Genomic DNA, 21948 nt, shown 5'->3' with positions numbered 1-21948 from the left:
TGCTGCCAGGCCTCTCCGGCAGCTGAAGCTCACGCGGCGCGGCCGCGGCGCGGTCGGGGTGCTGGTGTGCTCGGTCCTCGTCGCCGGGGTGGTGCTCACCTTCCAGGGCTTCGCCGGGATGGACGGTCCGCCCCAGCCGTCCGCGGCCTCCGCGGCGCTGTCCGACGCGGCGGCGATCAAGGCGCCGCCGCCGCTCCCGCCGGCCCAGCCGACACGCATCCGCATCCGCTCCGTGAGCATCGACGCGCCGATCATGAACGTGGGGCTGGACAGCCGCGGCGTGATCGCGGCCCCGCCGCTCGAGAAGGCGGGCGAGGCCGCATGGTTCAAGGACTCGGTCAGCCCGGGGGCCCGGGGCTCCTCCGTCATCGTGGGGCACGTCGACAACGAGAGCGGGCCCGCGGTCTTCTACAGCCTGGGGGCGCTGAAGAAGGGCTCGACCATCGACGTCGTCCGGGACGACGGCACCACGGCGATCTTCACCATCTACGGCATCGAGGTGTTCACCAAGGCCGAGTTCCCCGCCAAGCGCATCTACGGGGACACCAATGACCCCGAGCTGCGCGTGATCACCTGCGGCGGCACCTACAGCAAGGACTCGGGGTACTCGGGCAACGTCGTGGTCTTCGCCCGCATGTCCAAGACGAAGGAGGCCAAGGTGTGACGGGTGCCTGCGGGCGACGGGTACCGGCCGTCAGGTCCAGGCCCCGCGTTCGGTGTACACCGCGCGCAGGGCCTCCAGCCGGTCCGTCATGATCCCGTCCACGCCCAGGTCCAGCAGGGCGCGCATCCGGGCCTCGTCGTTGATCGTCCACACGTGTACCTGCAGGTCCAGTCTGTGCGCCGCCGCGAGGAACGCGGGGTCGACGACCCGGATGCCGTACGCCTGCTCGGGCACCTGCACGCACACCGCGCCGCGCCGCCGCGCCGCGGCGAGGAGCAGCCGCGCGGCGGCACGGCCGCCGCGCGAGAGCAGCCGTAGCTCCGCCACGCCCCGGGTGCCCAGCGAACTGGCCAGCCGCGGGCCGCCCAGCGCGCGGGCCCGGACCAGCCGGGCCTCGGAGAACGAGCCCACGCACACCCGGTCCCAGGCGTCCGCGCGGCGCACGGCCTCCACCAGGGGCTCGACCGCCGCGTCCGACTTGGTGTCCACGTTCCAGCGGGCGTCCGGGAACTCCTCCAGCAGTTCCTCGAACAACGGCACCGGCTCGCGGCCCGCCACGCGGGCCCGGCCCACCTGGCTCCAGGGCAGGTCCGCGATCCGCCCGCGCGTGTCGGTGACCCGGTCCAGGGCCGCGTCGTGGAAGGCGACCAGGACGCCGTCCGAGGTCAGGTGGACGTCGGTCTCCAGGTAGCGGTAGCCGAGGTCGACGGCCCGCCGGAAGGCCCAGGCGGTGTTCTCCAGGCCGTCCGCCGTGCCTCCGCGGTGGGCGAAGGCGATCGGGGCCGGGCTGTCCAGGTACGGATGGCGTATCGCACTCACTCCGGCAGTATGGCGCGCCCCTCCGGCGTGTCCGCCACCGGCCGCCCCCCACGGGCGACGACCACGGATTCGTCCGCCGGCCGCGACCGCGGCAGCTCGAACAGCCGCAGGAAGAACTGGGCCAGCGGCCCGATCGACACCGCGTAGACGACCGTGCCGATCCCGACGCTGCCGCCGAGCACGAAGCCGACCGCCAGCACGGTCACCTCGATCGCGGTGCGCACCAGGCGGATCGAGCGGCCCGTGCGGCGGTGCAGGCCCGTCATCAGGCCGTCGCGGGGGCCGGGGCCGTACCGGGCGGTGATGTAGAGGCCGGTCGCCACGCCGTTGAGCACCACGCCCGCCACCAGCAGCGGGATCCGCACGCCGAGACCGTGCGGCTGGGGCAGCAGGGCAAGGGTCGCGTCCATCGACAGGCCGACGACGAAGACGTTGGAGACGGTGCCGAGGCCCGGCCGCTGCCGCAACGGCCACCACAGCAGCAGGACGAGCGCGCCCACCGCCACCGAGACCAGGCCGATGCTGACACCGGTGTGCCGCGAGATGCCCTGGTGGAGGACGTCCCATGGGTCGAGACCCAGCGCGGCACGCACCTGCAGGGCCGCGCTCGCGCCGTAGAGGGCCAGTCCTGCGTACAGGTGCAACAGACGGCGTGCTGTTCTGGATTGGCCCTCCACGGGACCCCCCTATGGCCATGACGAGTGGATGCGCGACACTATGTGGCATGGTCCTGGGAGAAATCCATGGCCAATATGCGGAAGGTGGACCGGAAACCATGTCGCAGTGGACCGCAACGGTAGGGGTCACTCATCTCGCGCGCTTGCTCGAGCCCCGTCCGGCGCAGCGTGCCACCGGCCGCCGCGTCCCCGCCTACCGGGGGCTCGCCGACGGCATCCGGGTCCTGGTCCTGGAGGGACGCGTGCCCGTGGCCGCGCGGCTCCCCGCGGAACGCGAGCTGGCGCTCGCCCTGGCCGTCAGCCGCACCACCGTCGCCGCCGCGTACGAGGCGCTGCGCGCCGAGGGCTTCGCCCGGTCACGGCGCGGCGCCGGCACGTGGACCGCAGTCCCGGAGGGCCACGCCCTGCCGACCCGCGGCTTGGAGCCGCTGCCCCCGGACGCCGCGGGCACCGTCATCGACCTCGGCTGCGCGGCGCTGCCCGCCCCCGAGCCGTGGCTGACGCGTGCGGTCGAGGGCGCCCTGGCCGACCTGCCGTCCTACTCGGCCACCCATGGCGACTTCCCCGCGGGACTGCCCGTGCTGCGCGAGGCCATCGCGGCCCGCTACACCACGCGCGGCATCCCCACCCTCCCCGAGCAGATCATGGTGACCACCGGCGCCATGGGCGCCATCGCGGCCGCCGTGCGCCGCCTGGGCGCCCCCGGCGAGCGTGTCGCCGTCGAGTCGCCGAGCTACGCCAACGTCCTGGAACTGCTGCGCGAGAACGGCGCCCGGCTCGTCCCGGTCGCCATGCGCGAGGGGCTCGGCGGCTGGGACCTCGACGCCTGGAAGCGCGTCCTGCGCGACGCGGCGCCCCGCATGGCCTACGTCATGCCCGACTTCCACAACCCCACCGGCACCCTCGTCCCCGACGACCAGCGCCGCGCCCTCGTCGAGGCCGCCCGCGCCGCCGGGACCGTCCTCGTCGCCGACGAGACCATGGCCGAGCTGCCGCTCGACGCCGCGGCCTCCGCGCCGCGCCCGATGGCCGCCTTCGACCGCGGCGGCAGCGTCATCACCGTCGGCTCCGCGAGCAAGGCCATCTGGGCCGGGCTGCGCATCGGCTGGGTCCGTGCCGCGCCCGACGTCGTACGCCGCCTCGTCAGCGCCCGCGCCTACCTAGACCTCGGCTCGCCCGTCGTCGACCAGCTCGCCGTGGCCTGGCTGCTGCGCACCGGGGCGTGGGACGACGCGGTCGCGGCCCGTCGCGAACGGGCCCGAGCCCACCGCGACGACCTCGTGGCGGCGCTGCGCGAGCGGCTGCCCGACTGGGAGTTCGCCGTCCCGTCCGGCGGCATGACCATGTGGGTGCGGACCGGCGACGTCTCCGGCTCACGCCTCGCCGTCGCGGGCGAGCGCCTCGGCGTCCGCGTCCCCTCGGGTCCGCGCTTCGGCGTCGACGGCGCCTTCGAGGGCTACGTCCGGCTGCCCTTCACCGTCGGGGGGCCCGTCGCGCGTGACGCCGTCGAGCGCCTGGCGGCGGCCGCGCAGACCGTCCGCGACGGAGGCGGCTCCGAGGGCGAGGGCACCGGGCTCTTCGTGGCGTGACATGGCCTGACGTGGCCTGACGAGCCGCCGGACAGGAGCCGGGGCGGCCCGCCTGGCGAGCCGTCCCGGGCGGGGACGCCGTACGGCTCAGCGGCCGTCGGGGAGCTCCGTTAGGCGGAGGCGGAGCTCGACCTCCTGGTCGCCGGAGACCGAACCCTGCTCCTCGAGGCGGAAGGAGTCGCCGAGCACCTTTTTGACCTCGCGTACGTGACGGGGCCCGCCGGAGAGGTCCGCGGTCAGGGAGCCGTCGAGGTGGACGGGGCCGAGTTCGTGGCCGTGGCTGCGGGTGTCGACGGAGGCGGCCCACACGGTCGGGTGGGAGGACCCGGGGCGGGGCTCCACGGCCTCGGTGAGCGACTCGCCGGGACGTGTCGGGAAGGCGGCCTCCAACGCGCCGAGCACGGCTCCGGCGTCCTGCCGCTCGCAGCCGGTGAGGAGGACGTCGACGTGGGAATTGGTGTGATGACTGCTCATCAGCGGTTCTCCTCTCGCGGGAGGCCCGGCACGGTGCGTCCGGCACCGCAAGCCGCGCCCCTCTTCAGCGTAGGACGGTGACCGGGTACCCGCAGCGGGCGCCCTGCGCGCCCGGCGCGTAGAGCGAGGCCGGGGTCACGTTCCGTCGCGGCCGGCGTGGGCGGCGCCCGCGATGGTCCGGCTGGCGGCCCCCGCGTGGGAACGGGGGCCACCACCGGCGCGGGCGGCTAGAAGGTGAGCTTCCAGCTGTTGATGTAGCCGGTGTCCTGGGAGGCCACGTCCTGCACGCGCAGCTTCCACGTGCCGCCTGCGACCTCGCTCGAGGCGTTGACCGTGTACGTGGCGATGACGTTGTCCGCGGAGTCGCTGCTGCTGGAGTTCTTCAGCCGGTAGCTGCTCCCGTCCGGGGCGACCAGGTCCACGACGAGGTCCCCGCGCCAGGTGTGCCGGATGTCCACGCCGACCGCGAGGGCCGCCGGGGCGTTGCCGCTGATGCCGCTGACGGTGATCGAGGACGTCACGGCCGCGCCGTTGTCGGGGACGCTGACGTCCGCGGTGTTCTCGAAGACCGTGCCGGGCGGGGGAGCGGTGGCGGTGCCCAGGGTCCAGATCGCGTTGGCGATCGCGTCGCTGTTGTTGTCCAGCGCGGTGTCGTTGATGTTCGACGCCGTGTCGCAGGAGGAGTGGTAGCAGCGGTCGAAGGCCTGCCCGGCCGTGCCGCCCCACTTCTGCGCCTGGGCCGAGGTCTTGGTGTAGTCGGCGCCGGAGAACAGCCCGCCGACCGGGATGCCCGCGTTCTTGAAGGGCGCGTGGTCGGAGCGGCCGTCGCCCTCGGTCTCGATCTCGGTCGCGATCCCCTTGGCGGTGAAGAAGTCCTTGAAGACCTTCTCCAGTGCGGCGTTGTCGTCGTAGACGAAGTAGCCGGGGTTGGGCGAGCCGATCATGTCGAAGTTCAGGTAGCCGTCGATCTTGGCCCGGTCGGTGGTGGCCAGGCCGTTGACGTACGCCTTGGAGCCGATCATGCCCAGCTCCTCGGCGCCCCACCAGCCGAACCGCAGGTGCTTCGTGGGCTGCAGGTTCTCGCGCGCGACGGCCAGGGCGGTCTCCAGGACCGCGGCGGAGCCGGAGCCGTTGTCGTTGATGCCGGGCCCCGCGGTGACCGAGTCGAGGTGCGCCCCCGCCATGATCACGTGGTTGGTGTCGCCGCCGGGCCAGTCGGCGATCAGGTTCCAGCCGGTGGCGCCGCCGGAGGTGAACTGCTGGAGCGCGGTGGTGTAGCCGGCGGCGTCCAGCTTGGCCTTCACGTAGTCGATCGAGGCCCGGTACCCGGCTCTGCCGTGGGCACGGTTGCCGCCGTTGGCGGTGGCGATCGACTGCAGCTGGCTCAGGTGCGCCTTGACGTTCGCCACCGGGATGTCGGGGGCGGCCGCGAGGGCGGCGGGCCGTGCGGAGGCGGGTGTCGCTGACGCGGGTGTCGCGGAGGCGGTGAGCAGGGCCGCGGCGAGCGCGGTGGCGGCCCCGGCCGCGACGATCTTGAATGCGGGCACAGGTCACTCCGGTGTGTGGGGGATGGAGTTGCGCGGGACTGTGCGGGCGGTACGGAGGCACGCTTGACGTGTGCATGCCTGGGCGCATCCTGTGGGCCGCGGGGCCTTCCGTCAAGAGCGCATACCGGACGCCGCGTTCCGGGAACCGGGCGCGCTAGGGTCGTGGCATGGCTGACGACGAAGGCCCTGTGCGGGTCGACGCCTGGATCTGGTCCGTACGGCTCACCAAGACGCGCTCCATGGCCGCCACCGCATGCCGTGCGGGGCACGTGCGGGTCAACGGCGAGCGCGTCAAGCCCGCGCACGCGGTCCGCCCCGGTGACGAGGTGCGGCTGCGCGGTGCGGGGCACGAGCGGATCGTCGTCGTCACGCGCCTGGTGCGGAAGCGGGTCGGCGCCGCCGTCGCCGCGGAGTGCTTCGTCGACAACAGCCCTCCGCCGCCCACCCCCGAACAGGTGCCGGCCCCCGTCCTCCGCGACCGCGGCACGGGCCGGCCGACCAAGCGGGACCGGCGGGACATGGAGCGGCTGCGCGGCACGCGCTGAGACGGGGCGGTCGGCGGTCAGCCCGTGGCGGTGCCCGGGAGGCCGAGGGCGGTGAGACGCGCGCGTGCCTCGTCGAGCTGCGGCCAGGCGTCCGTTCCGGCGAGCAGCGCCTCGCCGGAACGCTGCTCCCGGGCGGCGCCCGCGCGGTCACCCGCGAGCGCCAGGGCCTCGGCCAGATGCAGCCGGCACAGCCCCTCCGCCACGGGATGGCGCAGACCGCTCAGCACCGTGAGGGCGGCCTCGAACTCCCGGACCGCCGTGGCGGGATCGCCCAGCAGGACGAGCAGGCCACCGAGGTCCCCGCGGGCGGAGGCGGTCCCCGGCGCGTTGCCCAGCTCCTCGAACAGGCGCAACGCCGTACGGTGACAGGCCAGCGCGGTCGCCGTGTCCCCCTCCTCGCGGGCGACCAGGCCCAGGCCGCCCAGACCGTACGCCTCGCCCAACCGGTTGCCGGCGCGACGGTGGACCGCCACGGCCTCCTCCGCTGCGGCCCGGGCCTCGGCGACGCGGCCCAGCCGCAGGTACGCGGCCGCGGCGAGCCCGCGCAGCTGGGCGTACGCGGGTGAGGAGCCCGCCCCGTCCGCCAGCAGTGCCAGCGCCCGCTCGGCTTCCCGCGCGGCCTCGTCGAACTCCCACCGCACCAGGTGCACCGTGGCCAGTTTCCCGAGCGCGTCGGACTCGTCGGGGGGCATGCCGAGCGCGCGGTACAGAACCCGCGCACGGCGCAGGTGGTGCAGGGCCTCGGCGGTTCCGCCCGTCTGCCGCAGTACGTCCCCGAGGTGGCGGTGCGCGTCCGCCTCCCACTTGGTGTCGCCGGTGCGGCCCGCCAGCTCCGCCGCCTCCCGCAGCAGGGGCGCCGCCTGCTCCAGGTTGCCGTCCGCGCCGTGGATGGAGCCGATGACCAAGGCGGCGCGCGCGGTGACGCGCGCGTCGCCGGCCGCCCGTCCGGCATCCTCGGCCGCCTGCCAGACCCGCAGCCGCTGCGCGTGGTAGTGCTGCAGGTGCCAGCCGTGCTCGGCGGCCTCGGCCAGCCGGAACACGCGCTCGGGAGCGCCGGCCGCCGCGCCCTGCCGGGCGACCGAGGCGAGGTTGGCCGCCTCGTCCGCGATCCAGCGGGGCGGGTGGTCCCGGGCGGCGGCCGCGTACCAGTCCAGGAGGCGTTCGGTGATGCGGTCCGCGGAGCCCGGTGGCTCCTCCGCCACGAGCCGTTCGCGGGCGAAGAGCCGGATCAGGTCGTGCAGGCGGTACCGCTCCCCGCCCGCGCCCTCCACGAGCTGCGCGTCCACCAGGCGGTCGAGCCCGTCACGCGCCTCGGACCCGCCGGTCCCGGCCAGCGCGGCCGCCGCCCCCACGGGGAACTCCCCGCCCGGGAAGGCGCCGAGCCGCCGCAGCAGGCGGCGGTCCCGCGGGGCCAGGTCCTCGTAGGCGGTGCCGAGGGTGGCGCGGACGGCCCAGGCGCGGAAGCGGAGTTCGTCCAGCCGGGTCCGTTCGTCCTCCAGCCTCCGGGCGAGTTCGGCCACCGCCAGCCGGGACCGGGCGGCGCGCGCGCCCGCCACCCGGATCGCCAGCGGCAGCCCCCCGCAGGCCCGGACCACCGCCGCGGCGGCCTCCGCGTCGGCCGCGCCGCCGTCCGATCCGCTGACGCGGGCCAGCAGCACGAGGGCGTCGGCGGTGCCGAGTGGCGCGAGCTCGAACGCGACCGCCTCGGGCAGATCGGCCGGCAGCGGGCGGCTGGTCACGATCGCCGCACATCGTGGGCCCGCGGGCAGCAACGGCCGTACCTGGGCGGCGTCCTGGGCGTCGTCCAGGACGACCAGCAGCCCGCGGTCCGCCACCAGGCTGCGGTAACGCGCCGCCAGGGCCTCGGCGTCGCCGTACGGGGCCGGTTCGGCGTCGCCGAGCGCGGCCAGGAACCGGGCGAGCGCCTCGTCCGGGGGCATCGGATCGCCGCGCCCCGCGCCGAGGTTCACGTACAGCTGGCCGTCCGGATACGCCGCGCGCAGCAGATGCGCCAGCCGGTTGGCCAATGTCGACTTGCCGACTCCCGGTGGGCCGGCGATCGCCACCACCCGGGCGCCGCCCGCGATCGCGGCCCGCAGCGCCGCCTCGTCGGCCTCCCGCCCGGTGAAGTCGGCGACCTCGGGCCGTAGTTGCGCGGGGGTGAGACGCGGGGCCGGATCCGTTGCGACCGCGGTGGACGGCGCCGCGGGGAGTTGGAGACGCTGCTGCCACAGGGCCAGCCCGGCTGCGGCGACCGCACCCGCGCCGACCGCGGGCCAGGCCCAGGCCGCCAACGGGCGGAGCGCGGGCGGCAGGACGCCTCCGGTGGCGACGTTCACCGCGACGGCCAGGGCCACCGACAGCACGCCCGACGCCAGTGCCAGCAGCCCGAGCACCCAGCCTCGCCGCACCGCCCCACCCCCAAGACCACCGCCGCCCGGTCCCGCGCAGGATCCCGCGAACCCCACCCCTCGCGGAAGTGCCCCGCCCCACGGAGGCGCGGTGCGTCCGGGCACGGGCATGCCCCGGGGAACGCGGTTGCCGCCCGCCGGCGCCGCGGCCTGCCGCCGGACGCGCGGACGCTCGGCGCATGGGTAGGGGGCACCCAAGGTGCCGGACGCTTCGCGTGCCGTGTGGGCCCGTCGGCGCCCGCACGGTACCGGTGGCCGGCATCGCCAGGCAGGCCACGGCCTCGGCCTCGGGTGTGCCTTGGATCCGTCAACGCCCGCTTCCTGGGCCCTCGTCACGCCCCGACGGCGACGTCAGGAACCGGAGGGGCTGTCGGACCCCGGGTCCTGCACGCGTCACCCGGGTGGCGTGTCGGCACCGGCTCCGTGATGCGGGGCAGGTACCCGGCCGCTGGGGCGACGCCGGGACACCCTGTGCGGCCGACCGGCGGGCGTGGGCTGGGCGATGCCCGCGGGAACCCGCCATCCCCGCGCCCGGCGTGGCGCGCGGGGGCGGCTCGCGGGCACGCCGTCACTCGTTGTGGAGGACCTGCGCGATGGTCAGGCGGGCCGCACGGCGGGCGGGGAGGTAGGCGCCGAGGACCGCGATGGCGATGCCCGTCAGGGCGAGGGCGGTCAGGGCCGGGGGGTGCCAGACGTCCGTCATGTACGGGGGGAGGGTCAGGTCGACCGCGTCCACCATGCGCGGGACGACCTGCCGGTAGCCCCAGATGCCCAGCGGGACGCCGAGTGCGGAGCCGAGGGCGCCGAGGGCGGCCATCGAGGTCGTCATCATCACCGTGACCTGCCGCGGGGTCATCCCGATGGACTTGAGCATGCCCAGGTCGCGGCGCCGGTCGCGGGTGTTGAGGACGACCGTGTTGAAGACGCCGAGCGACGCGACGACGGCCAGCATCGCGGTGAGCACCGAGGCGGAGCCGACGACGGTCTGGGTGATGGCGTTCGGGCCCGTGACGGCCGGGCTGACGCCCGGGTCGGCGGCCGCGGCCGCGCGGGCGTAGGCGGCCGGGTCGGTGCCGTCGCGGAGCTTGACGTGATAGGCGATGGGCTTCTCCTCGGGGGCGAGCGCCGTGAACGTCGGCCAGTCGGCGACGAGCAGTTCGCCGTTGCTCTCCATGAACGCGCCGACGACGGTCACCTCCTCGCTCCGGTCGCCCTTCCGCAGCCGCACGTCGTCGCCGACGCGCACGCCCGACTGCCGGAGCCAGGCCGTCCCCGCGACGACTTCTCCGGCCCGTCGCATCCAGCGGCCCTCGGTGAGCACGCCGTCCAGTTCGGGCCCGTCGCCGCGGCGGCCCTCGAGCATGGCCTTGCGCGTGGAACCGGCGACCGTCACCTCCACGTCCCCCCGGGCCGTGATCCCTGCGACTCCGGGCAACGAGCCGAGCAGGGAGCCGAGTTCGGGGTCCGTGTGTTCCGGGTCGACGACCTCGCCGTGCCGCACGTTGCTCGCGTACACGGTGACCTGGTACGCGTCCCGGCCCGCGCTGCCGAACCGGGTCATCGTCGTGGCCAGGCCGGACGCGAACGTCACCGTGGTCACGCCCAGGACCACCGCGGCCACCGTGAGGGCGCTGCGGCCGGGCCGGGCGAACGGCAGCCCCAGGCCGAGGCTCACCGAACGCGGCAGCCGGCTGCCGGCCAGGCGTCGCTGGACACCCAGGGCGCGCCCCGCCCGCGGGGCGGTGCCCGCGCTGATCGCCCGCGCCGCGGACAGCCGGTGCGCGCGCAGCGAGGGGGCCAGCGCGGCGAGGACGCAGACGGCCGGCATGCCGAGCAGGGCGAGCACGTTCACCCACGGCGCGATGCCGACGCTGTCGTGGAACACGCCCGCGTCGGGTCCGGTGAACGTGAACTCGAAGAAGGGCCCCGCCAGCAGGTTCCCGGCGACCACGCCGACGGCGCAGCCCAGGACCGCGGGCGCGGTCACCATCACCAGGTACACGGCGAGCACCTGTCCCGGTGTGAACCCCAGGGCCTTGAGGATGCCGATGTGCCGGAAGCCGGAGATCACGGCGCCGCTCACCACGTTGGCCACGATCAGCACGGACACCACGATGCCGAGGATGCCGAAGGCCATCAGATACGGCGCGTACGCCCGCGCCGCCCCGCCGATCCGGTGCTTGAGCGTGAGGTACGACTCGGAACCGGCGAGCGCGCCCTGCGGGAGCCGTGCGGTCACCGTCCCGAGCTGCTCGCGGAGCCGGGCATCCGACGACGCGTCGGAGAAGCGGAGGAGCAGCTGCGTGGTGGCCGGGTGCAGCGCGTCGATCTGGGCGGGCGCCACCCAGGCGTCGGCGGTGCGGCTCAGGTCGAAGGCGAAGCCCACGATGGTGAGCGTGGGACCGGAGGGGACCGGGATGCGTTTGCCCAGGTCGTCGGCGGTCCAGTCCGGCTGCCGGTTGAGGACCACCTCGCCGGGCGCGGTCGCCCAGCGGCCCGCCCAGAGGTCCAGCCGGTCCACCGCCCCGCCCGGCTCCGCCCGGCCGACGACGGTGACCTCGCCGAAGACCCCGTATTTGGCGGTGTCCCGCGGCAGCTCGACCGTGGCCTGCGGGAACGGTCCGGAGACGGCCTCTACGCCGGGTTCCCTTGCCGCCTCGGCCAGTTGGGCGTCCGAGGTCCTGGACCGGTCGAACGCGGCCACGACATGGGGCCCGTGCTGCTTGCCGAAGGCCCTGTCGAAGGGCGCGGAGGCCGCGTCGACCAGTCCGAGCGCGACGACGATCGCGCCCGTCGAGGTCAGGGTGACCAGCGCGATGACGAGGGTCTGGAGCCTGCGCCGCCGTACGGCCGCCCGCGCGGCCCGCCACACCGCCCTCATGCGGACGGCTCCAGGGTGTGCTGCCCGGTCACCCGGCCGTCGGCGAGGGTGACCAGGCGGCTGGCGCAGCGGCGCGCGAGGTGCTCGTCGTGCGTGACCAGGACGAGCGTCTGCCCGATCTGGTTGAGGTCGAGGAGCAGGTCCATCACCTGCTCGCCCGCGCGGCTGTCCAGGGCGCCGGTCGGCTCGTCGGCGAGCAGCAGGGCGGGCCGGTTCATCAAGGCGCGTGCCACGGCGACGCGTTGCCGTTCGCCGCCGCTCAGCACGGCCGGATAGGCGTTCGCGCGGTCCGCGATGCCGAGTTCCTCGAAGAGTTCCAGGGCGCGCCGCCGGGCCGGCCGGGCGGGGGTGCCGGTCAACTGGGCGGCGAGCGCGACGTTGTCCAGCGCGGACAGGTCGTCGACGAGGTTGAAGAACTGGAAGATCATGCCGATGCGGCGCCGCCGGTACAGGGCGAGGCCCCGCTCGCTCAACCGCCCCACGTCCTCGCCGTGCACCAGCACCGTGCCGGACGTGGGCCGGTCCAGACCGGCGATCATGTTGAGCAAGGTGGACTTGCCGCACCCCGAGGGGCCCATCACCGCGACCGCCTCCCCGGCGCGGATCTCCAGCGTGACGCCGTTCAGGGCCGTCGTCTCGCCGTATTCCTTGCGTACGCCGTCGAGCCGTACGACGGGTTTCCCGCTGTTGTCCTCAGTGACCATGCACAGGACGCTAGGTGTGCGGCGCGGCCTGGACATCCCTCCCCGGATGGCACCTTGCCGGGGATCTCATCCTGGGGATGCAGGAACCCTGCATCCAGGGGCTGATGCGTCCGGGGTGGTCGTCTGCGAAGGTGATCCCGTGGCGAAGGGGGGAGCCGGACGTGCTGGTCGTGGCGCTGGGGGTGGCGTGCTTCGCCGCCGTGTGCCTGGCGGTGGCCCTGGTGCGCACGCGGCGCCGCTGGCAGGCGGCCGTGGGGGAACGCGGCTGGCTGCTGGAGCGGGAACGGGAGAGCGCGGCGCGCGCCGCGGTGGCGGCCGAACGGGACCGGATCGCGCGGGAGTTGCACGACATCGTCAGTCACAATGTCAGCCTCATGGTGGTCCAGGCCGGGGCGGCGCGTGAGGTGCTGGGCACCATGCCGGACGAGGCCGCGGCGGCGCTCCGGGCGGTCGAGGACGCGGGGCGCGGCGCCATGACCGACCTCCGGCACCTGCTGGGACTGCTGGCGCCGTCCCCGGACGGCGTGGACGGCGAGGACGCCGGGGCCGGGGAGCCTGCTCCGGGTGGGTCCGGCGACGAGGGCGTCGAGGCGCTGGCCCCGCAGCCCGGCCTGGACCGGCTGGGGGCGCTCGTCGACCGGGTCTCCTTCGCCGGGCTGCCCGTCGAGGTGCGCGTCTCCGGCGAACCGCGCCCCCTGCCGCAGGGCATCGACGTGACGGCGTACCGCATCGTCCAGGAGGCGCTGACCAACGCGCTCCGGCACGGCGACGGAGGGAAGGCGGAGGTGACGGTGCGGTACGCGGAGCGTGCGTTGCGCGTCGAGGTGCTCAACACCGGCCCCAGCGTGCTGAACGGAGCCGGGAGCGCGCAGCCCGCGCAGTCCGCGCCGGCCCGCGCCGTGGCGCGCCGCCGTGAGGGCACCGGACGCGGTCTGCTGGGCCTGCGCGAACGGGTCGCGGTGTACGGGGGAGACCTGGACGCCCGGCGCCGCCTCGGCGGCGGTTACCGGGTCAGGGCGCGCATCCCGCTGGACCGGCCGTGACGGCGGCCGCGGACGGGGCGGCCCCCCGCGTGCTGATCGCCGACGACCAGACCCTCATCAGGACGGGCTTCCGGCTCATCCTCACCGCGCGCGGCATCACGGTGGTCGGCGAGGCCGCGGACGGCGCGGAGGCGGTCGCCGAGGCACACCGGCTGCGGCCGGACGTCGTGCTGATGGACATCCGCATGCCGGTCATGGACGGCCTGGAGGCCACCCGCCGCATCCTGGAGCGGACCCCGCAGTGCCGGGTGCTCATCCTGACCACCTTCGACCTGGACCGCTACGTCTACACGGCGCTGTCGGTGGGGGCGAGCGGCTTCCTGCTCAAGGACGTCACCCCGGAGCACCTGGCGGCGGCCGTACGGCTGGTCGATACGGGGGACGCCCTGCTGGCGCCGTCGATCACGCGGAGGCTGGTGGAACGCTTCGCGTCCGGGGCCGCGGCCGCGCAGGACGGGCCTTCGGTCCACGCCGACCTCGCCGCCCTGACCCCCCGTGAGCTGGAGGTCCTCACGCTGCTGGGCCGCGGCCTGTCCAACCTCGAACTGGCCGCGGAACTGACGCTGAGCGAGGCGACGGTGAAGTCGCACGTCGCCCGCATCTTCGCGAAGCTGGCGCTGCGCGACCGGGCCCAGGCGGTGGTGCTGGCCTACGAGACGGGCCTGGTGCGGCCGCGCGGCCTCGGTGCCGGGGGCTCCCCGGAGCGGTGACCCCGCCGCCTTCGGACGGCCGGTGAGGCGCCCGGTCCGCGAGGCACCCGCGCCCTCCCGAAGCCCGTGCGCGGGTCGGTGCTCCAGGACCGCGCTCAGGCGCCGGGCGCGGCCGGCGGGGTGTGAACCTCCGCGGCGTCAGGCGCAGTCCGCCGCGCGGACGGGTTCCGGCACGGGGAGGTGCCGCCGCGGCGATGGTGACGCCGCCGGGGCTCCCGGGGCGATGAGCCCCGGCAGACGGGTCTGGTGAGGGTGCGGCCCGGGACGCTCGGTGCCGAGGGCTCCCCGGGCGGTGCGCCCTCGCCGGGACGCGCTCAGGGCAGGGGCGCCACGTAGACCCAGGCGCCGTCGTGGCGGACGAAGCGGCTGTTCTCCTCCATCGCGTCGTGCTCGCCGCGCAGGCTGTAGTGCGCGCGGAAGGCGACGGTGCCCTCGCTGTGGAAGGCGCTGCCGTCGGTCGTGGCGAGGATCTCCAGCCGTTCCCAGCGCAGGTGGTGGTCGAGGTCCAGCTCCGCGGGCCGGGTCTCCGGGTGCCAGGTGCGCAGTACGTACGCCGCGTCGTGCACCGCGTAGGCGCTGTAGCGGGAGCGCATCAGGGCCTCGGCGGTGGGGGCGGCGGCGTGGCCGCAGTGGTAGCGGCCGCAGCAGTCGCCGTACGTGGCGGGCAGCCCGCAGGGGCAGGGCGTGCCGGGGGAGTGCGGCACGGGACGGGAGTGGGGGCGCGGGGCGGAACGGCGGCCGGGGCGGGACTTGGGCATGCCGCCATTGTGCACGGCTGCCGTGGGCGTGCCCGGAGGCCCCGTGACCACCGGCGATTCCCCCCGGGTAGCCTGCGGGACGGCAAGATCTCCGCCCGACCCCGAGGAGCCCCCGTGCCGCAGCCGAGGATCGCCCTGGTGACCACCGCGCACCTTCCGGAGGGCGCCGTCGACCGCGACCTGCCCCTGCTGCGGGACGCCGTCGCGGCGGCGGGCGCCGAGGCCGTCATCGTGCACTGGGACGACCCGGACGTCGACTGGGCCGGGTTCGACCTGGTGGTCATACGGTCGACCTGGGACTACACCGTGCGCACCGAGGAGTTCCTGGCCTGGGCCGACCGCTGCGGCGCCGCGACCACCCTGTTCAACCCGCCCGCGGTCGTGCGCTGGAACTCCGACAAGCGCTACCTCGGCGAGCTGGCCTCCCTCGGCGTGCCCGCGGTCGCCACCCGCTACCTCCCGCCGGGCGGCGGCACCGGCGGGCTGCCCGGCGACCGGGATTTCGTGGTCAAGCCCGCCGCGGGCGCGGGCGCCCGCTACGCCGCGCGCTACCGCCCCGGCCAGCACGAGGAGGCGCGGGCGCACGTGGCGCGGATGCACGAGGAGGGCCTCACCGCGATGGTCCAGCCCTACATGCCGCGGATCGACACCACCGGCGAGCGCGCCCTGGTCTTCCTCGGCGGCCGGTTCCTGCACGCCATCGCCAAGAACGCCGTGCTGTCCCCGGACACGCGCTACGACCAGCGCAAGGTCGCCCACCCCGGGGTGCGCCCCTGGATTCCGACCGAGGCCGAACTGGCCGCCGCGGAGCGGGCGCTGGCAGCCGTACCGGGCACGCCGGAGCTGCTCTACGCCCGGGTGGACCTGGTCGACGCCGAGGACGGCACCCCGTGCGTGATGGAACTGGAGCTCATCGAGCCCAACCTGTTCCTGGCGGACCACCCGGGCTCGCTGCCCGTGGTCGCCGGCGCGATCGTGCGCGCCGCGGGCTGAGTCTCAGCGGGTCACGGGCAGCCCGGCACGCGCGGCGGCCGTCGCGAGGACCTCGCGCAGCATGGCGGGGGTGAGCCGCCCGGTGAAGGTGTTCTGCTGGCTGACGTGGTAGCAGCCGAACAGGTGCAGCGGCGGCTCCCCTTCCGCGGGGGCCGCCAGTTCCACGTGCGCGCCGTGCCCGAACCGGGGCAGCGGCCGCGGCAGCCGGTACCCGGCGCCGCCGAGCACGGGCAGCAGCGCCTGCCAGCCGAACGCGCCGAGGACGACGATCGCACGCAGCGTGGGCCGCAGCAGTTCCAGCTCACGCACCAGCCAGGGGCGGCAGGTCAGCCGCTCCTGGGGGGTGGGCTTGTTGGCGGGCGGCGCGCAGTGGACGGGTGCGGTCACCCGTACCCCGTACAGCTCCAGGCCGTCGCCGCGTTCCGTGGAGGTGGGCTGGGAGGCCAGGCCGACGGCGTGCAGCGCCTCGAACAGCACGTCGCCCGAGCGGTCGCCGGTGAACATCCGGCCGGTACGGTTGCCGCCGTGCGCGGCGGGGGCCAGACCGACCAGGGCCAGCGCGGCGTCCGGCGGGCCGAAGCCCGGCACGGGACGGGCCCAGTACTCCCACCCGGCGAAGGCGCGGCGCCGGACCCGGGCGGTCTCCTCGCGCCAGGCGACCAGCCGCGGGCAGGCCCGGCAGCCGGTCAGCCGCTCGTCGAGCGCGGCCAGGTCCCCCGCACCGGGCGCGGCCAGGGCGGGGAAGTCCGCCGATTCCTGCTGCACCGTGCGCCGTCCCTTCGCGGCCCGTACGGCGGTCGCAGGGCCCGCCCCCACGCTACCCACCAGGCCCCCGGCCCCGCCGCAGGGGCGCGGCGGGGCCGGGGGAACGCGCCGGGGAGAGCGCGGGGTCGGGCGTGGGGTCAGGCGCGGGCCGGCTCCGGTTCCGCCGCCGCACCGGACGGTTCCGCCCCGTCCGCGGCGGACACGGGGCGCAGCCCCTCGCCCTCGACGTCGACGTTCGGCAGGATCCGGTCCAGCCAGGACGGGAGCCACCAGGCGCGCCTGCCCAGCAGCGCGAGCACCGCGGGGACGATGGCCATGCGCACGATGAAGGCGTCGAAGAAGACCGCGATCGCCAGCCCGAACCCGATCGACTTGATCATCGCCTCGCCGGAGCCGATGAACCCGGCGAAGACGGCGATCATGATGACCGCGGCGGCGGTGACCACCCGGGCGCCGTGCCGGAAGCCGGTGACGATGGCCTGCCCGGGCCGCTCGCCGTGGACGTGCGCCTCGCGGATCCGGGTGACCAGGAAGACCTCGTAGTCCATGGCGAGGCCGAAGACCACGCCCACGAGGAAGATCGGCATCATCGACATGATCGGGCCGGTCTGCTCGACGCCCAGGAGCGAGGCGAGCCAGCCCCACTGGAAGACCGCGACGACCGCGCCGAGGGCCGCGGCCACCGAGAGCAGGAAGCCGAGGGCGGCCTTCAGCGGGACGAGCACCGAACGGAACACGACGATCAGCAGCACGAAGGCGAGGCCGACGACGAGCGCCAGGTAGGGCAGCAGCGCGTCGGTGAGCTTCTGCGAGGTGTCGATGTTCAGCGCCGTGGTGCCGGTGACGGAGACCTTGGCACCGGTGCGCTCGGTGATCCCGTCACCCGTGGTGCGGATCGCCTTGACCAGGTCCTCGGTCTCGGCGCTGCTCGGCTTGGACGCGGGCACCACGTTGATGATCGCGGTGTTCCCGGCCTTGTTGAACGTCGCCGGGGTCACGGCCGCCACGTCGTCGAGCCCCTTGATGTCCGCGATGGCCTCCCGGACCGCGCCCCGGGGGTCGGCGGCGCCCTTGACGTCCGCGACCACGACGAGCGGCCCGTTGAAACCGGGGCCGAAGCCCTCCGACAGCAGGTCGTACGCCCGGCGCTGGGTCGTCGAGACGGGCTGGGAGCCGTCGTCGCCGAGGCCGAGTTCGATCGACGCGGCCGGCACGGCCACCGCGCCGAGCGCCGCGACGCAGACGAGCAGGACGGCGACGGGCCGCCGGATGACGAACCGGGCCCAGCGGGTGCCCATGTTGGGACGCTCCGTGGGGGGCCTGCGGTGGGCGTGGTGCGCGTTCCCGTCGCGGCGGCGGAACAGGCCCCCGGCGTCCGCCGGCCGGACGCGCCGGCCGGCGAAGCCGATGAGGGCGGGCACCAGGGTGAGGGCGATGAGGACCGCGATGACGACCGTGCCGGCGGCGGCCACGCCCATCTTCGTCAGCATCGGGATGTTGACGACCGACAGCCCCACGAGCGCGATCACGACGGTCAGCCCGGCGAAGACCACGGCGGAGCCCGCGGTGCCGACGGCGCGGCCGGCCGCCTCCTCGCCCTGCCGCCCCTCGGCGAGTTCGGCGCGGAAGCGGGACACGATGAACAGGGCGTAGTCGATGCCCACGGCCAGGCCGATCATCATCGCCAGGATCGAGGTGGTGGACCCCAGGTCGAGGGCGCTGGCGAGCGCGGTGATGGAGCTGACGCCGATGCCGACGCCGATCAGCGCCGTGACCAGGGGCAGGCCGGCGGAGACCAGCGAACCGAAGGTGATCACCAGGACGACGGCGGCGACGGCGATGCCGATCACCTCGGTGGACCCGGTCTCCGGGCTCGTCTGGAGCGCGTCACCGCCGATCTCCACGGTCAGCCCGCTGTCGCGGGCGTGCCCGGCGGCGGTCTCCAGTTCCTCGCGGGAGGAGTCCCGCAGCTCCATGCCGGGGACCTCGTACGCCACGCGGACGTAGGCGACGGTCCGGTCCTCGCTCACGGCCTTGGCCGTGTACGGGTCGTCGACGGAGGCGACCTCGGTGCCCTGCCGCAGCTCTTTCACGACCTGCCGGACGGCCTTCTTGTTGGTGCTCTCCGTCATCTTCCCGCCGGCGGGGGCCTTGAAGACCACGCGGGCGGTCGCGCCGTCGGATCCGGCGCCGGGGAAGCGCTCGTCGAGGAGGTCGAAGGCCTTCTGGGACTCGGTGCCGGGCACGGAGAAGGAGGAACTGCCCGCGGCGGGCGCGTTGGCGGCGTCGACACCGGCGAGGGCGAGCAGCGCCACCCAGATCAGGACGACGAAGTGCCGTCGCCGGAAGGCGAACCGGCCGGTCCGGTAGAGGAATGTGGCCACGGGGGCGTACTCCCTGTCGGGTTCGTGGGTCGGTGGAGGAGGGGCGCCGTCAGGGAGCGGGCGCGGGAACGGGGCCGGGGCGGACGCCGAGCGCGGGCAGGATCACCGCGTCGAGGAAGGCCAGCAGGTACCTCTGGGTGGGCGGGACGCCTTCGAGCACCTGCCGGGTGGCGAAGGCGCCCAGCAGCATCTGCACGAGGTAGGGGATCGCCGGGTTGTCCGCGCTGATCTCCCCGCGGTCGACGGCGCGCCGCAGCAGGGCGTCCAGGCCCGAGCGCTCCGGCTGGATCATGACCTCGCGCAGTGCGTGCAGCAGGTCGGGGTGGGCGTGCAGGGCCATGGCCAGACCGCGCATGAGCGCGCAGTCGCGCTCCAGCCGCCGGTCGTCCTCGAGGGTCAGCAGGGCGCGCAGGTCGCCGCGGAGGCTCCCGGTGTCGACGTCCCCGGCGCTGACGGGCTTCTCGTGCCGCAGCGCCATGGCGACCAGCTCGGCCTTGCCGCCCCACTGGCGGTACAGGGTGGCCTTGCTGCAGTGACCGCGGGCGGCGACGGCGTCCATGGTCAGGGCCTCGTAGCCGACCTCCCGGAGCAGGTCGAGGGTGCTCGCGTAGACCGCGGCCTCGCGTTCCGGGGTGAGGCGGCTGCCGCGGCGGGCGGTGACCGGGGCGGTGACCGGTGCGGGCATGGGCCCTCTCCCTCCTAAACGAAACGGTTTCGTACTCGTCTGAGCATAGGGTCGGAGTCCATCGAAACGAAACGGTTTCGTACGTGGTCTGTGTCACGCCGTGGACGGGAACTCCCGGAGGAAGCCTCAGAAGGCGTGGCGGATGCGGAGCCACGGCGCGTGCTCCGCGGCGAGCGCCAGCAGCCGGCGTACGGACGCCGCCTTCTCCGCGGCGCGGTAGCGCATGTTCAGGTCCCCGTTCTGCGAGCGCTTCGGCTCCTGCAGCGCGGGGCGCCACAGCAGTTCCTCGGCCCGGGGATGCCAGCCCAGGTTGACCCCGTGCAGCCCGGCGTTGTGGGTGAGCATGATCACCTCGGCCGCGGCCTGGGCCTTCACCGCCGCCGGAGGACGTCGTCCAGGTGCCGGAACAGCTCCGCCCACGCGGCCTGCCAGCCGGGGCGTACGACGACCGGCGACAGGTTGAGGTGCACCTCGTACCCGGCCTCCAGGAAGTCGCCCGCGGCGGCGATCCGTTCGGCCACCGGGCTGGTGCGGACGTCCAGCAGCCGGGAGTCCTCGGGCGGCATCAGCGAGAAGCCCTCGTGCGTCCCCGGGGGTCGAGCCGCAGCAGGTCGGGGTTGACGAACTTGGTCGCGAAGGAGGCCTTCGCCGTGGGCCACTGCCGGAAGGCCGATACGAGGTCGGCGGTGTTGTCGCTGATCAGGGCGTCCACCGAGCAGTCGCCGTTCTCGCCGATGTCGTACACCCACGCCCGCGGGTCGCACTGGTTCGGCGCGGGCTTGCGGCCCTGCCCGGCGACGTGCCGCGCGATGCGGCCGATGACGCGGTCGATGTTGGTGAAGGTGGTGACCGGGTTGGCGTAGCCCTTGCGGCGCGGGACGTAGCAGTAGGCGCAGGCCAGGGCGCAGCCGTTGGAGGCGCCGGGCGCGATCCAGTCGGCCGAGCGGCCGTTGGGGCGGACGGTGAGCGTCTTCTTCACCCCGAGGACCAGGGTCCGCGTCTTCACCCGCACCCAGCGCGCGGCGTTGCCCTCGTTGCCGTGCAGGCCCGGGATCCGCCAGTGCGACGGCACCTCGACGACGACGGCGTCCGGGAAGCGGGCGAGGATCTCCCGCCCCCGCGGGGACGCGGCCGCCTCCGGCTCCGCGTAGACGGTGCGGACGTCCAGCAGACGGGCGGCGGCGGGGGAGTCGCGGAAGGACGCGCCGCCCCCCGCCGTGTGCCGCGCGGGCAGGACGTCGTCGAGCGGGAAGAGCCCGTCCGGTTCCGGTGCCACCGTCCCGACCCTACCCGGACGGGCGGGGCCGCCCGGGTAGCCGGCGTGCGGCGTCGCGGTCGCCTCCCGGCCGGGCCGCGGGGCCGGGCCCGGGCGCGGCCCGGCCGCCCGTCACGGGACGGCGGGGCCGGTGATCATCCGGCCGTGCCGGTCGTATGGCCAGGCGTTGGCGACGCAGCCGTGCAGGCCCTTGATCTGCTGCATCATCGCCGGGGCGGGCCGCCCGGGACCGGGGCAGCCACGGTGGCCGCGGCCGAGACGGTGGCCGACCTCGTGGTTGACGATCAGGGCGCGGTACTCGGCCGGGCGGCCCTTGTAGTACGGGCTCAGCAGCACCCAGCGCTTGAGGTTGACCACGACGTCCTTGCCGCCGCTGCAGTTGACCTCGCCGCCGGTGTCCAGGCCGTACCGCGCGCACAGGGCGTCCGTGGTGTCCGGGGTGGCCAGCCGTACGAGGAAGTCGTACGGCGGCGCGGCGACGCGCCGGAAGGCGGCGCCGGCCGTCGTCCAGCCGCGCTTGTCGGCGAGTATGCGGTCGACCTCCGCGGCCACCGAGGCGGCGGAGAACCCGGTGCCGTCCTCGACCTCCACGCCGTACCGCAGCGGGGTGCCGTGCCCGATGGTCCGCCGGCTGCCGGGGGCCTTGGTGAACCTGCCGTCGCCGTGCTCCGGCACCCGGGTCGCGGTCGGGGTCGGCGTTGCCGTCGGCGTCGGCGTCCGTGGGGGTGCCGAAGGCGGCAGGGCGGAGGCGGCCGGGCCGTGCCGTCCGGCCGCGGGGACCGCCCGCTCGTGGGCGTTCTGAACGGCCGGCACCGCGCACAGTGCGCCGGCGCAGACCCCGAGGACCGCGAGGCGCGGCACCGTCACACGCCACCGGGGCTTCGTCGCGGGGGCTCGGTCCGTCCGGCGGTGCTTCATACGTCGTACTCCATACGGCCGCGTGTGAACCGGCGGTGGGCGCCGGAGCTCACGCTCCTCTCACGGTTGTGCGGTCATGCCTGCGGGCAGCGCGACGCCGGCGGA

General features: G+C 75.1%; 18 protein-coding genes and 1 pseudogene. 6 read left to right on the top strand and 13 right to left on the bottom strand.

The features are described from left to right. Window positions 1–64 precede the first annotated feature (64 nt). A complete protein-coding gene (locus OG937_07335; GenBank protein ID WUD71514.1) occupies window positions 65–664 on the top strand; it encodes a class F sortase in 600 nt (199 codons plus the stop codon). 30 nt (window positions 665–694) lie between these two features. Here the strand turns inward: OG937_07335 and OG937_07330 are convergent, their stop codons facing one another. Both OG937_07330 and OG937_07325 read right to left on the bottom strand, forming a co-directional pair. Continuing rightward, entirely contained in the window at window positions 695–1483 is a 789-nt protein-coding gene (locus OG937_07330) for a glycerophosphodiester phosphodiesterase (GenBank protein ID WUD71513.1), read from the bottom strand. Then, window positions 1480–2160, bottom strand: coding sequence for a hypothetical protein (locus OG937_07325; protein ID WUD71512.1), 681 nt, complete (start codon window positions 2158–2160; stop codon window positions 1480–1482). The genes OG937_07330 and OG937_07325 overlap by 4 nt, the downstream gene beginning before the upstream one ends. A gap of 98 nt (window positions 2161–2258) precedes the next feature. Between OG937_07325 and OG937_07320 the strand changes: the two genes are divergently transcribed. Further along, window positions 2259–3749, top strand: a complete 1491-nt coding sequence (locus tag OG937_07320) for a PLP-dependent aminotransferase family protein (GenBank protein WUD71511.1) — start codon at window positions 2259–2261, stop codon at window positions 3747–3749. A gap of 87 nt (window positions 3750–3836) precedes the next feature. On the opposite strand, the gene OG937_07315 is transcribed toward OG937_07320, so the two are convergent. Together OG937_07315 and OG937_07310 are read right to left on the bottom strand one after the other, a co-directional pair. Continuing rightward, entirely contained in the window at window positions 3837–4223 is a 387-nt protein-coding gene (locus OG937_07315) for a hypothetical protein (protein WUD71510.1), read from the bottom strand. A gap of 227 nt (window positions 4224–4450) precedes the next feature. After that, complete coding sequence (locus tag OG937_07310) at window positions 4451–5770, bottom strand: M28 family metallopeptidase (protein ID WUD71509.1); 1320 nt, start codon at window positions 5768–5770, stop codon at window positions 4451–4453. 167 nt (window positions 5771–5937) lie between these two features. Between OG937_07310 and OG937_07305 the strand changes: the two genes are divergently transcribed. Then, window positions 5938–6315, top strand: coding sequence for a S4 domain-containing protein (locus OG937_07305; GenBank protein WUD71508.1), 378 nt, complete (start codon window positions 5938–5940; stop codon window positions 6313–6315). A 17-nt stretch (window positions 6316–6332) separates the two neighbouring features. On the opposite strand, the gene OG937_07300 is transcribed toward OG937_07305, so the two are convergent. The 3 genes from OG937_07300 to OG937_07290 form a co-directional block, all read right to left on the bottom strand. Next, window positions 6333–8726, bottom strand: a complete 2394-nt coding sequence (locus tag OG937_07300) for a tetratricopeptide repeat protein (GenBank protein WUD71507.1) — start codon at window positions 8724–8726, stop codon at window positions 6333–6335. A gap of 568 nt (window positions 8727–9294) precedes the next feature. Beyond that, window positions 9295–11607 carry an FtsX-like permease family protein gene (locus tag OG937_07295; protein WUD71506.1) on the bottom strand — a complete coding sequence of 771 codons (2313 nt, stop codon included), beginning with the start codon at window positions 11605–11607 and terminating at the stop codon, window positions 9295–9297. Next, window positions 11604–12311 (bottom strand): ABC transporter ATP-binding protein, encoded by a 708-nt coding sequence (locus OG937_07290; GenBank protein WUD71505.1) that lies wholly within the window; start codon window positions 12309–12311, stop codon window positions 11604–11606. The genes OG937_07295 and OG937_07290 overlap by 4 nt, the downstream gene beginning before the upstream one ends. Before the next feature lie 161 nt (window positions 12312–12472). Here OG937_07290 and OG937_07285 point away from each other — a divergent pair, with 161 nt between their 5' ends. Then, on the top strand, window positions 12473–13354 hold the full coding sequence (locus OG937_07285; protein ID WUD71504.1) for a histidine kinase: 882 nt from the start codon (window positions 12473–12475) through the stop codon (window positions 13352–13354). After that, window positions 13351–14064, top strand: coding sequence for a response regulator transcription factor (locus OG937_07280; protein WUD71503.1), 714 nt, complete (start codon window positions 13351–13353; stop codon window positions 14062–14064). Before OG937_07285 ends, OG937_07280 begins: the two co-directional genes overlap by 4 nt. 314 nt (window positions 14065–14378) lie before the next feature. Here OG937_07280 and OG937_07275 read toward each other — a convergent pair whose 3' ends face one another. Continuing rightward, window positions 14379–14822, bottom strand: coding sequence for a YchJ family metal-binding protein (locus OG937_07275; GenBank protein WUD71502.1), 444 nt, complete (start codon window positions 14820–14822; stop codon window positions 14379–14381). A gap of 114 nt (window positions 14823–14936) precedes the next feature. On the opposite strand from OG937_07275, the gene OG937_07270 reads away from it, so the two are divergent. Further along, window positions 14937–15815: a hypothetical protein gene (locus tag OG937_07270; protein ID WUD71501.1), complete on the top strand. Its 879-nt coding sequence runs from the start codon at window positions 14937–14939 to the stop codon at window positions 15813–15815. 3 nt (window positions 15816–15818) lie between these two features. Here the strand turns inward: OG937_07270 and OG937_07265 are convergent, their stop codons facing one another. From OG937_07265 to OG937_07245, 5 genes and pseudogenes are all read right to left on the bottom strand, one after another. Next, on the bottom strand, window positions 15819–16550 hold the full coding sequence (locus tag OG937_07265) for a uracil-DNA glycosylase (protein WUD78660.1): 732 nt from the start codon (window positions 16548–16550) through the stop codon (window positions 15819–15821). Between the two features lie 167 nt (window positions 16551–16717). Then, window positions 16718–18964 carry an MMPL family transporter gene (locus tag OG937_07260; protein WUD71500.1) on the bottom strand — a complete coding sequence of 749 codons (2247 nt, stop codon included), beginning with the start codon at window positions 18962–18964 and terminating at the stop codon, window positions 16718–16720. Window positions 18965–19013: 49 nt separating this feature from the next. Further along, window positions 19014–19649: a TetR/AcrR family transcriptional regulator gene (locus OG937_07255; GenBank protein ID WUD71499.1), complete on the bottom strand. Its 636-nt coding sequence runs from the start codon at window positions 19647–19649 to the stop codon at window positions 19014–19016. Between the two features lie 126 nt (window positions 19650–19775). Further along, window positions 19776–20883 (bottom strand): annotated as a pseudogene (locus tag OG937_07250) (spore photoproduct lyase family protein). Between the two features lie 153 nt (window positions 20884–21036). Next, window positions 21037–21843 carry a DUF3152 domain-containing protein gene (locus OG937_07245; protein WUD71498.1) on the bottom strand — a complete coding sequence of 269 codons (807 nt, stop codon included), beginning with the start codon at window positions 21841–21843 and terminating at the stop codon, window positions 21037–21039. Between the last annotated feature and the right edge of the window lie 105 nt (window positions 21844–21948).

Source organism: Streptomyces sp. NBC_00510 (genome assembly GCA_036013505.1).
Classification (GTDB): Bacteria; Actinomycetota; Actinomycetes; order Streptomycetales; family Streptomycetaceae; genus Actinacidiphila.
This window is presented reverse-complemented; position numbering and strand designations above follow the sequence as displayed.

What these genes read in the sequence shown, in the direction of transcription:
- OG937_07320 (WUD71511.1), top strand. Translation starts at nt 2,259, where the DNA reads ATGTCGCAGTGGACCGCAACGGTAGGGGTCACTCATCTCGCGCGCTTG.
- OG937_07315 (WUD71510.1), bottom strand. Translation starts at nt 4,223, where the DNA reads ATGAGCAGTCATCACACCAATTCCCACGTCGACGTCCTCCTCACCGGC.
- OG937_07305 (WUD71508.1), top strand. Translation starts at nt 5,938, where the DNA reads ATGGCTGACGACGAAGGCCCTGTGCGGGTCGACGCCTGGATCTGGTCC.
- OG937_07295 (WUD71506.1), bottom strand. Translation starts at nt 11,607, where the DNA reads ATGAGGGCGGTGTGGCGGGCCGCGCGGGCGGCCGTACGGCGGCGCAGG.
- OG937_07290 (WUD71505.1), bottom strand. Translation starts at nt 12,311, where the DNA reads ATGGTCACTGAGGACAACAGCGGGAAACCCGTCGTACGGCTCGACGGC.
- OG937_07275 (WUD71502.1), bottom strand. Translation starts at nt 14,822, where the DNA reads ATGCCCAAGTCCCGCCCCGGCCGCCGTTCCGCCCCGCGCCCCCACTCC.
- OG937_07255 (WUD71499.1), bottom strand. Translation starts at nt 19,649, where the DNA reads ATGCCCGCACCGGTCACCGCCCCGGTCACCGCCCGCCGCGGCAGCCGC.
- OG937_07245 (WUD71498.1), bottom strand. Translation starts at nt 21,843, where the DNA reads ATGAAGCACCGCCGGACGGACCGAGCCCCCGCGACGAAGCCCCGGTGG.